Below are 10,603 nucleotides of genomic sequence, written 5' to 3' on the forward strand. Positions count from 1 at the left end.
TGCCTCCCTGAAAGTCTGCCAACACCCGCTCACGTAAATCAACCGAGTACGCTTTCATCTGTGACTCCATGACATGGACACGTCACAGTATTTCATGTATTACCTGAATGCGCAAGATGGTTTTTGAAAATGCTCTAGCCATTTACGCGATGATGCGGCTGGATGCCCTTGAAAAACGTGTTATCAAACTGGAACAGGGTGATACAACGGAAAATCCGATTGAAGTTCAGCCAGTACCGGCCAAACCTTCCAATGTATTATCACCAGGATTGCGATCTGCTCTCCTGGTTGCTGCAACATTGGCAATCATCTCGATGTTAATTCAGCTAAAACTCTTTTGATTTACTGAGGGGCTATGTGGCTCTTGACTACGACGTCGGTGGATTCTCTTCCACTTCCCGTTTCATGAATTCCAGCACATGCGTGCCACTGGTTAACACTTCCACCAGTCGTGGGAATTTCAGGGTACGCAACTCCACTGCACGTCGAATCAGAAATGGCACCGGGCTGTGGGGTTCCACTTTTTCCAGTGCGTCCGCAATGTTCTTGAGTTGTACATACAACTGTTCTCGGTTGGCTCCTGCTGATTGCATGGAAACGGTACCTCCGGTTGCGGTGGCATCTGACCCCTCTGCAGCAACGTCTTCTGCAGGTCCCATTTTTACCATCTGCTCGGCAATCATTTGACAGTCTGACAATACTTTCCGCGTTGCGGTAAACGCAGGCACCATTTCCATGGCAGTCTTTTCTGCACGATCTTCGGGTAAGCCGAGTTTCACCAGGCTTGCTTTCATCTTCTCGTGAGCAGTCTTCAGCAAGGATTCCAGTGCATCCAGGCATTCCTGTACGGTCATCACCAATTCATTGCGTGTTCCGACACTCAGTGCAGCAGAGACAAACTTCAACTGGTCTGCATTGACTGTTGGCGGACGGTTGCCTGGTGGCCGACAATTATTGACCGAAATGATCGTGTCGCCATGCTTGGCCAGGGTAACTGCCCGCAGAGTGACGGGAAACCTGGCCCCTTTCGTTTCCGATTCGGGATCATCGAGCCAACGAAAATCTCTTAGTTTGCTTTCTGCTTCATCAAGATCGGCCAGCTCCGGTGCGGGGTGAAAGCGATCCCAGGCCTCAACGCATAATTGGTGAAGCAGGCGAAACCCATCGCGGGTGCCAGCCAGGCCATGCTGCTTGGTGAGCGCTTCCACCAGACGGGCAGCCACGTTCATGTCTTTCGTCGTGGTTTTGAGAAGTCGCTGGGCCAGTTCGGTAATGCCAGACCAGTTGGCGACTTGCCGGGGTTCATGACGAAGAGGATCATCTTCATCATAATCTTCCGGGTTATGTTCCTTACGCAGTTTGTCGAGTTTTTCCCGCTCCAACGGAGGCAACTTGACCCCGGCAGGGAAATCGCCCGAGATCGGCGCTACCAGTTCTGCCAGAGGTATTGTTTCAGGTGCAGACATAATGAACCCTGGTGGTTGAAACACTGAGCCAGCTTAAGTGTAATCAGTGAATTGGCAGACATGCAAGGAAAACGAGCGCAATGCAGTCGAATGCCGGGGAGGATTACACCGATTAGGGCGACAGGAACGATAAAGAACCATGCCGACGGACTACAGTTTGAAGGCTTGTATAACTCCAGTGCTCTCTGGCTAGCAACTCACTCCCCCGTCTACTATCCTAACGGTTCACCCCTGCGAGAAGTCTGCAGATGTTTTTCGGGAAGAAACCTCCCGCGGTTTATGGCGACGATTTCTTTGCCGACACCCGCATGTCGTTTGGCGAGCATATCGAAGACCTGCGCAGCCATCTCCTTCGGGCGCTCAAGTGGTTCTGCCTGGGAATGATCCTTGGGTTCTTTTTCGCCAAGGACCTGCTCGATTACATTACTGCTCCGGTCGAGCAGGCCATTCATAATTATTACGAAGAGCGTAGACTCGAAGTAGGCAAGGGCACCGAAGACCCGAACAATCCGCTGAACCTCCAAAGCGAAAAGGTTACTCTCAAAGTGGAGCTTTCCGCTGAGGAAATGATTAACTGGGTGCAGAAGACGTTTCCAGATGTCAAGTTGCCTAAGCCTTCGCCGTCTACACCTTCAGCGGAACTGCAGTTCACGGTGAAGAACCCGGTCGGGCTGGCTCGTGACATCACTCCCAGCCTGGAAAAAGTAGGCCGTCGCAACACCCTTACCGCTTTGTCTGCCACCGAAGCTTTCGTCGTCTGGATGATGGTCGCCCTGGTGCTGGGACTGATAATCAGCAGCCCGATGGTCCTCTATGAACTCTGGGCGTTCGTAGCCGAAGGGCTTTATCCGCACGAGAAAAAGTACGTGTACTTCCTGTTGCCTATCAGCATCGGGCTGTTCTTCTTCGGAGTAATCATCTGCCAGTTTTTCATTATGCCCGCCGCCTTGCAGGCACTGTTTTCCTTTAACGCCTGGCTGCAGATTGACCCAGACCTTCGGCTGCGCGAATGGCTGGGCTTTGCCATCATGATGCCAGTCATCACCGGCCTCTGTTTTCAGACTCCGCTGGTGATGCTGTTTCTGGGTAAGGTCGGCGTCTTCACTGCTGCTGATTTTCTTTCCAAGTGGAGGGTAGCCGTTTTCATACTGTTGATCGTTGCGGCCGTCTTCAGTCCCTCCATCGATGCGGTAAGCCTGTTTATTCTCTGGATACCCATGTGTGCCTTGTACTTCCTCGGCATCTTCTTCGTCAAGATGGTGGAGAAGCAACGCGACGAGGAAGTTCATGAAGAAACTCCTGTGGATGAAGTGCCTTTCGATCCGGATATGATGAAGTAAGGTGACCAGTGCAGAATCTACCCGATCTCCATCCGCCGTTCCGGCGTCATCATCCCCATCGCCAGCACGCAGTAATTCATCGCATGGGCATAGTGATCCGGTCCGCCTGTTTCCAGATAATCGACGCGGGGCTGCCCGTGGCGATCCTGTCTGACCACACGCACCAGTGAACGCAACTGCTCAACAAAGGCAGCAGGCAGGTTCACGGGGGCAATCACTTTCCATGTATTCCACAAACGATAGAGTTGATCGAGTGTTTCGCTGCGAGGCATACGCAAAATGTGTTGTGCCACATCAGCATGTTGCTGTGCTGCCTGCCCCAGCCGATAGTAACACATCCAGCCACCAGGCCGCCGTTGCACCAGGCTGCGCGATAGATGTGTTTCAGGCTGTGCATCAATCACATAACTCTGCACACCATAGGTACTCAACAACTTTTCAAGCTCGTTCCATTCGAGCACGACGCCAGCGAACAGAATTCGGCACATGGTTCCTGCAGGCTGGGTGATGACCACGTGCAGAAACTGCGGCCCGACATCAATGCCTGCTGCGGTGCCATGTCCACAGGTTGCCATGCAGGCTCCGGAACTCCGGGCCATCGCATCATCCATCACCGACATTTCCAGCCTGGCTCCTTCGGAAAGATAAGGCAAGCCGAGCACCGAGTTGTGAAACACCTGTAGTGCTGCAGGGTTGCCCTGGGCTTCCTGCCATTGCTTCACCATCCGCTTTGCGGTAACCACCGGCGAGAGCAGTTGTGTCATATGAAAGCCCGTGGTTTCGCGATCAGTCAGAGATGAATGCCAATGACCATGCTGTATGGCGAACCGCCTTGCTTCATCCGACCAGGGCTGGCCACATTGAGAACAGCCATAGCAAGCACGATCTGGCGAGCCATCGATGCCGAGAACAGACTCCGGCCAATGAGGCACGAGGCTCATGCTGCACCGCGGGCATTGGATGACAAATTCCCGCTGATCGCTCCGGGCATACTCCGCAGCAATGCCATAACCCGGAATGGTGGGAGTGGATAAACTCAGTTCCCAGCTTTCTGCTTGGCCTGCCAGTCGCTGTCGGGCCAGGTCCACTGCCGACCAGGGCGAATGATCCATACCGGTAGCATGGTACAGTTCATCACGCTCATCGAGAGTCAGGTAAGAAACCGGTACCGACATGAGTTCCGCCCGGCTGCGTGCCCCATGACAATAAAACTGGGCAACACCCAACTGCGAATGCCCCGGTGCCCCCGTTGGTCGAAGCAGATCACGAAAATGGGGACTGCGCTGCACCATGACATTGAACCGGCCTCGGCGAAATTTTTCCGCCGTGCGGTGCGTGGGGAAAAGATACATCGCCGACTTCTGCATCCGCTCGAGATACCACATGGTGCGCAGCATGGCCATCACCGTAGCACCTACCTGGGCCGATTTCTGTATGACGACACGCGGCTCCATGCAATCCAATGGAGTCTGCAGGTATTCGTAACCCTTCAGTGAGTAGGGTTTTCCCGAATCGGGATTCGATCCAAATTGCTGTGCGTATTCGCTGATGGATTCCCTTTTCAGGCTCATAGTGGGTGATTCCCTGAGCCAGGTTGCCGGTTGTCGAACACGTAATAAACCGGTTCGGCATGTGCACTCTTGCGAACGGTTTCCGAAGTGAGATTGCTGCCACCATACAGCCTGGAGTATTGGCGAGCCGACATCTTCTGCTCTTTGCGAATGACGCCGACGCGTTTGAATCCTGCTTTCTCAAAGAACGGGTTGAGATGGCCCATCACCGATAGCGTTTCAATCCACGGCACAGGGCAACTGCTGCAACTGGCCCGGACAAAGTCGCTGGCCAGCCCGGCACCTCGATACGTCGGATGCAGCACGATACGTGACAACACCCACAACTGCTGATTCATTTTCTTCAGCGAAAACGCATCGGCTGACCCTTTGATGATGCCAAAGAAACGATTTCGTAGCGCCAGGCTGCGGGATGGTGCGCTGAATACACAGATGCCAATGGGATGGTTACCATGCCAGAGCAGGGTTACCCGCCTCGTCATGCCGAGGGTGTGGCTGCGATAGTGCCAAGGGGCAAAGTAAGGCCAGTCAGCACGGGTGCCCTCACCGTACCGACATTCGGAAAAAACGAGATGCGCCGTTTGCCTGGCAGAGCATCATCGGAGTAAGCAACTTCAATTCGGCCATCCAGCCCAGGCCGCACATGCACATCGCTCTGCAGGTCAGCAGCTATATCTTCATGCGTTGTTGCCAGGAGGCAGCCGACCTGATGTTTGCGGGCAAGCCGACTCAGATTGAACGACAACACCTTAGCCAGCGTGCGATCGAGCGTCGCGGTGAATTCATCAGCCAGCAGCCAGGCTGAAGTCGCTGGTTCGTGGTGCATCAACTGTGCAAGACCCAGCGCGAGCCTGAACCGGTACCGTTGGCCTTCGCTCAACTCCGAGGGTGTCCGCAACAGCAGTTGCGCTTCGCTCAAACCACAGGCAGCGAGCAGGTCAAGCCCCGCTTTCACTTCCAGAGGCAAGGCATCTACCAGAGGCAACTCGGGCAGACTCAGCGTTGTAATATCAACCACCGTTCCCTGCTGGCTGAGTTGTTCACTCACTGCCCGCAACAAGCTGCTCTTGCCCGAACCACTCGAACCCGTGAACAGAACCAACTGGCCTGGCGAGATGTTGACATCGAGTCCATCACACACCACATGTTCACGGGCATCAAAATCCACGCCGAACGCATTCATCACCAGGCTGGTGCCCAGTGAATGTGCCTTGGGCAACAAGGGATACCGTATCGAAAGCTGCATTGTCTTTCTCCCAGTGCAAAACTGCACCATAGAGAAAGTGACAAGCCAATTGCAAGTATCTGCATTCGGATGAGACTATCTGAGACTCAAACGACAACTTCTTTCTTCGATACTGGGTGAGGGGGAACCGCTTGGCCGAACCGTTCTGCAATCTTCTGGTAACGGTAATCAAAAATCGTCTGCAAATCGCGATGAACCAACACAGAATGTGACAAGCGGCCGATCCAGCCCAGGGGCAGGGCATAGCGCACCGTGTCTGTCATGAAAGTGCCTGATCCCTGTTCCTGAAAAGTATGCGTGTGATGCCATAACTTGTACGGCCCGGAAATCTGCTGATCCACAAAATGAAACGGCGGTGACCAGTCAAGAATCTCCGTCCGCCAACGCACCGGCACCAGCCGCCAGCGAATGGTGTAATCAATCAGCGTGCCGGTCTGCATCACGATAGGCAGAGGCGTTTTGATCTGAAAATGCAGCCAGGGTGGAGTCAGGTAATCGAGATTGGCAGCATCAGCAAAGAAACCAAACACCGTATCCAGCGATGCTGGGATCAATTGTTCGCGAACAAGCCGGTATTCCTTCATGGAGTTTTCCAGACAGACTGCTTTCACGTAGAACATTCGTAGCAGGCGCCCGACTGGTTGCAAAGTCACTGAGAAAGTTTCATGCGTATTTGAATCGTCACACCGGCTCCGCCGCGGTCGCGGCTGGGCAACCGCATTACCGCCTGTCGCTGGAGAACGCTCCTGAGGCAATTGGGACACTCGGTGCAAGTCGCCATGTCGCTGCCAATTCCATCAAGGTGTGATTGCCTGATTGCCCTGCATGCCCGTAAAAGCCATGCAGCCATCGTTCAGTTCAAGAAGCAGTATCCAGATAGAAAACTCATCGTCGCACTCACCGGCACCGACTTGTACCACGATATTCCACGAGGCAATCGCAAATCCCTGCAATCGCTCGCACTGGCTAGCCAGTTGATTACTCTCCATCCCCTGGCGGTGCGTGCGGTGCCTCGCCGCTGGCAAAGCAAGGTAACGCCGATCTTTCAATCGGTTCAGTTGCCTGCTTACGAGTCAACATTGCCCAAGCCGTTTGTTACATGGCGGAACAAACTGACTGCTCCCGTTATTGTCGGTGTGATTGGACATCTGCGTGCCGTGAAAGACCCGCTGCGGGCAGCGCTGGCTGTTCGAAAACTCCCATCAGATTCTCAACTGCAGATTGTCCACCTTGGTACCGTGCATCAACCAATCTGGACGAAGCGAGCCACGCGGGAAATGCAACAGAACCCGCGCTACCACTGGCTCGGCTCTCTTTCCCACCCGGCCACTCTCGCCATCATGCAGCAACTCGATGCCATCTGCATCACATCAAAGATGGAAGGCGGTGCCAATGTGGTCATGGAAGCTATTGCGATGGGCAAACCGGTGCTTGCTTCCCGAATCGAAGGTACGGTTGGAATTCTGGGATCAGCTTACCCCGGATACTTTCCCGTGGGGAATACCCAGGCACTTTCCAGGCTGCTACGACGATTCGAAACCGATCAAACATTTCGGCAATCACTAAACCACCATATAAGGAGGCTGCTTCCGCTGACTTTGCCTGAACGTGAAAGGCAATGCCTCGCTCATCTTCTGAACAGTCAAGATAACTGTTAGTCCAATGCCAAATCGGCAGATCATGGTACCGGGTAGTGGAAACTAATGACGACGTACCATAAACCGTAGCCATAACTCATTGTCTTGTAATAACTAACATCACAGCCATCTCTTAGCGGCATACCGTTTGCTCATAAAGGTCTCCGTCACAAAATCCGTAGCTGACGGCTGATAGCTGAAAGCTGATAGCCAGTAATCCAGGAGATTGACGCAATGAATTTGAAGCCTCTCGGCGACCGCATCGTAGTACAGCGCCAGGAAGCAGGCGAGAAGACCAAGGGTGGCATTATCCTCCCCGATTCCGCCAAAGAAAAGCCCCAGATGGGCACCATCCTCGCCGTGGGTGATGGCAAGATTCTCAAGGATGGCAAACGCCAGGCCCTGCAACTCAAGAAGGGCGATACCGTCCTCTTCACCAGCTACGCAGGCGACGAGTTCAAACTCGAAGGCGAAAAAGTCCTGCTGATGCGCGAAGAAGACGTGCTTGCAGTTGTTGAATAAATGATACACCAAAGCCCACGGACAGTTGTCCGTGGGCTTTCCGCACTTTTACTCAAAACACGAAATTCCGGAGATCTCCATGTCAGCCAAGATGATTGCATTTGATCAGGAAGCCCGCGAGGCACTTCGCCGCGGCGTGACCAAGCTCGCCCGTGCCGTCAAGGTTACCCTCGGACCCAAGGGCCGTAACGTCATCCTCCAGAAATCCTTCGGCTCACCCACCGTCACCAAGGACGGCGTGACTGTTGCCAAGGAAATCGAACTCGAAGACAAGTACGAGAACATGGGCGCCCGCATGGTGCGCGAAGTTGCCAGCAAGACCAACGACGTTGCAGGCGATGGCACTACCACTGCTACCGTTCTCGCTGAAGCCATCTTCAACGAAGGCATGAAGTCGGTCGTCGCTGGCGTGAACCCCATGCTCATGAAGCGTGGTATCGAGAAGGCAGTCGAAGATATCGTTGCCAAGCTCAAGACCATGAGCATTGCAGTCAACGTCAACGCCAAGAAGGATGTTGCCAACGTTGCCAGCGTTGCTTCCAACCAGGACACCGAGATCGGCAACAAGATTGCTGAAGCCATGGCCAAGGTGGGCAAAGACGGCGTTATCACCGTGGAAGAAGGCAAGACGCTGACCACCGAACTCGAATTCGTCGAAGGTATGCAGTTCGATCGTGGCTACGCTTCTCCCTACTTCGTCACCGATCCTCAGCGGATGGAAGCTGTCCTCGAAGACGCCTACGTCCTTATCCATGAAAAGAAGATCAGCAATATCAAGGACATGATTCCCCTGCTGGAGAAGATTGCCCAGACCGGCAAGCCTCTGCTGATCATTGCTGAAGAAGTGGAAGGCGAAGCACTCGCAACTCTCGTGGTCAACAAGCTGCGTGGCACCTTCAAGTGTGCTGCTGTGAAGGCCCCTGGCTACGGCGACCGCCGCAAGGCCATGCTCGAAGACATCGCCATCCTCACTGGTGGCAAGGCTCTCTTTGAAGACCTGGGCATCCAGCTCGAATCGGTCACCCTCAAGGATCTCGGCCAGGCCAAGCGCGTTGTCATCGACAAGGACAACACCACCATCATCGAAGGCGCTGGCAAGAAGACCGAGATTACCGGCCGCATCGAGCAGATTCGCAACGAGCTCGACCGCAGCACCAGCGATTACGACAAGGAGAAACTCTCCGAACGTATCGCCAAGCTGAGCGGTGGCGTCGCCAAGATTCAGGTGGGCGCTGCGACCGAAAGCGAAATGAAGGAAAAGAAGATGCGAGTGGAAGATGCGATGCATGCCACCCGCGCTGCGGTGGAAGAAGGCTACCTGCCCGGCGGCGGCGTGGCTCTCTTACGTGCTTCCACTGGCCTCAAGGCCAAGGGTCTGACCGCTGATGAAGAAGTGGGTTACAACATCATCATCCGCGCCTGCCAGGCTCCGCTGCGTCAGATCAGCGAGAACGCCGGCGAAGACGGCCCCGTTGTTCAGAGCAAGGTTCTTGCCGAGAGCAACAACAACTTCGGTTACGATGCACGCAACGATGAATACGTCGACATGGTCAAGTCCGGCATCATCGACCCGACCAAAGTGGTTCGTTCCGGCTTACAGAACGCTGCCTCCGTCGCCACGCTGCTCCTCACCTCGGATGCTTTGATTGCCGAAGCGCCGAAGGAAGAGAAGAAACCAGCCGGTGGCCCGGGCGGGTATGATGATATGTATTAAGAAAAGTCCAGAGGTGTCGCTCATTTGAGCGACACCTATTTCTACTGGTAACATGATGTCGTCAAAGAATAACCATTTTCTAGAAGAATTGCTTAAGCATGTCGTTTGTATAGGTGGCGTTTATAAGCAGAGAGATAATGGCAAGCTGAAAGGATATGCCTACTCTGCATTCGTTATGAGTAGAAACGAAAATGTGTTTCTCGTCACAGCTGGTCATTGTTTAGCAAGCTTGAAGGACGCGATTGAACACCAGCAAATCGAAATAGTATCCTGCAATCTGATCGATTATGTTCACCCACAAGCAGTTCACAAACTCTCGTTGCCATTTAGATTGTCCGAGCATGAATATGCAATGATGGATAAAGACGGAATCGACATCGGTATTGTCAAATTGAATCAGTTAGAGCAACAGTCGCTAATTGCAAATAAGATCCAACCTTTTAGTGTGAACTCGCTTTCCTTTTCCCAAGAAGACGAGTTTTGTTTTATTGGAATTATTGGATTTCCTGATGAGTACATCAAATTAACAAACGGAAATGTGCAGTTCTTGCCGACTTTGTCTCCCGTTGTGAAAGTTGATTTTGAAGATGTTGCTAAGAAATACAAATTCCCAATCATGTCTTGCAAATTAATCGATAATCAACAACCTCAATCATTAGAGGGCGTTTCTGGAGGTCCTGTATTTGCGTTTAAAGAACAAGAGGGCAAATTTATCTATGAGATAATTGGAATACAGAGCGAGTGGCTTCGGGAATCACGAATCGCCATCATTACTCCATTTCAGACAGTGATCGAATTTATTAAAGAGAATCGCGATGTCGAGTCCAAGTAGTGCGTGTCGCCGCGCTACGATGGCGAAGCACAGGTACTCTTGCGTCCTCAAGAAAGACGCACCGAACGTCTCGCGAAAACTGAGCGGTCATGGAATGAAGCTCAACTCACCTTGCAACGTGTAGCCCGGAACGCCAGAGCTTTTTGCGTCATGCAACGTAAGTCCTTAATTGTCCGTGCCGTTTGAGTGCTGTAAGGACAAGTTTGGCTTGCACAAAACGATGGACGCGTCGGTGGCCGCGTACCCAGGCGGGGAGGCAGGTTAGTCCGCCTCCC

Annotated in this window: 11 protein-coding genes; 6 read left to right on the plus strand and 5 right to left on the minus strand. The window is 53.2% G+C overall.

Going from position 1 to position 10,603, the window contains the following annotated elements:
* Positions 1-107 precede the first annotated feature (107 nt).
* Positions 108-341, plus strand: a complete 234-nt coding sequence (locus JNJ77_21260) for a hypothetical protein (GenBank protein ID MBL8825130.1) — start codon at positions 108-110, stop codon at positions 339-341.
* 27 nt (positions 342-368) lie between these two features.
* Here JNJ77_21260 and JNJ77_21265 read toward each other — a convergent pair whose 3' ends face one another.
* Positions 369-1,466, minus strand: a complete 1,098-nt coding sequence (locus JNJ77_21265) for a type VI secretion system ImpA family N-terminal domain-containing protein (GenBank protein ID MBL8825131.1) — start codon at positions 1,464-1,466, stop codon at positions 369-371.
* A 248-nt stretch (positions 1,467-1,714) separates the two neighbouring features.
* On the opposite strand from JNJ77_21265, the gene tatC reads away from it, so the two are divergent.
* Positions 1,715-2,806 (plus strand): twin-arginine translocase subunit TatC, encoded by a 1,092-nt coding sequence (tatC, locus tag JNJ77_21270; GenBank protein ID MBL8825132.1) that lies wholly within the window; start codon positions 1,715-1,717, stop codon positions 2,804-2,806.
* Between the two features lie 17 nt (positions 2,807-2,823).
* Here tatC and JNJ77_21275 read toward each other — a convergent pair whose 3' ends face one another.
* From JNJ77_21275 to JNJ77_21290, 4 genes are all read right to left on the minus strand, one after another.
* On the minus strand, positions 2,824-4,377 hold the full coding sequence (locus JNJ77_21275; GenBank protein MBL8825133.1) for a phage terminase large subunit family protein: 1,554 nt from the start codon (positions 4,375-4,377) through the stop codon (positions 2,824-2,826).
* On the minus strand, positions 4,374-4,859 hold the full coding sequence (locus JNJ77_21280) for a hypothetical protein (GenBank protein MBL8825134.1): 486 nt from the start codon (positions 4,857-4,859) through the stop codon (positions 4,374-4,376). The genes JNJ77_21275 and JNJ77_21280 overlap by 4 nt, the downstream gene beginning before the upstream one ends.
* Positions 4,856-5,623, minus strand: coding sequence for an ATP-binding cassette domain-containing protein (locus JNJ77_21285; protein MBL8825135.1), 768 nt, complete (start codon positions 5,621-5,623; stop codon positions 4,856-4,858). The genes JNJ77_21280 and JNJ77_21285 overlap by 4 nt, the downstream gene beginning before the upstream one ends.
* Positions 5,624-5,709: 86 nt before the next feature.
* Positions 5,710-6,207: an SRPBCC family protein gene (locus JNJ77_21290; GenBank protein ID MBL8825136.1), complete on the minus strand. Its 498-nt coding sequence runs from the start codon at positions 6,205-6,207 to the stop codon at positions 5,710-5,712.
* 93 nt (positions 6,208-6,300) lie between these two features.
* Here JNJ77_21290 and JNJ77_21295 point away from each other — a divergent pair, with 93 nt between their 5' ends.
* The 4 genes from JNJ77_21295 to JNJ77_21310 all read left to right on the plus strand — a co-directional run bounded on the left by JNJ77_21295 (position 6,301) and on the right by JNJ77_21310 (position 10,328).
* Positions 6,301-7,281, plus strand: a complete 981-nt coding sequence (locus JNJ77_21295; GenBank protein MBL8825137.1) for a TIGR04348 family glycosyltransferase — start codon at positions 6,301-6,303, stop codon at positions 7,279-7,281.
* Between the two features lie 213 nt (positions 7,282-7,494).
* Positions 7,495-7,782 carry a co-chaperone GroES gene (groES, locus tag JNJ77_21300; GenBank protein ID MBL8825138.1) on the plus strand — a complete coding sequence of 96 codons (288 nt, stop codon included), beginning with the start codon at positions 7,495-7,497 and terminating at the stop codon, positions 7,780-7,782.
* Positions 7,783-7,861: 79 nt separating this feature from the next.
* Complete coding sequence (gene groL / locus JNJ77_21305) at positions 7,862-9,496, plus strand: chaperonin GroEL (GenBank protein ID MBL8825139.1); 1,635 nt, start codon at positions 7,862-7,864, stop codon at positions 9,494-9,496.
* Between the two features lie 55 nt (positions 9,497-9,551).
* Positions 9,552-10,328, plus strand: coding sequence for a hypothetical protein (locus JNJ77_21310; GenBank protein MBL8825140.1), 777 nt, complete (start codon positions 9,552-9,554; stop codon positions 10,326-10,328).
* Positions 10,329-10,603: the final 275 nt, after the last annotated feature.

The organism is Planctomycetia bacterium (genome assembly GCA_016795155.1).
Taxonomy (GTDB): domain Bacteria; phylum Planctomycetota; class Planctomycetia; order Gemmatales; family HRBIN36; genus JAEUIE01.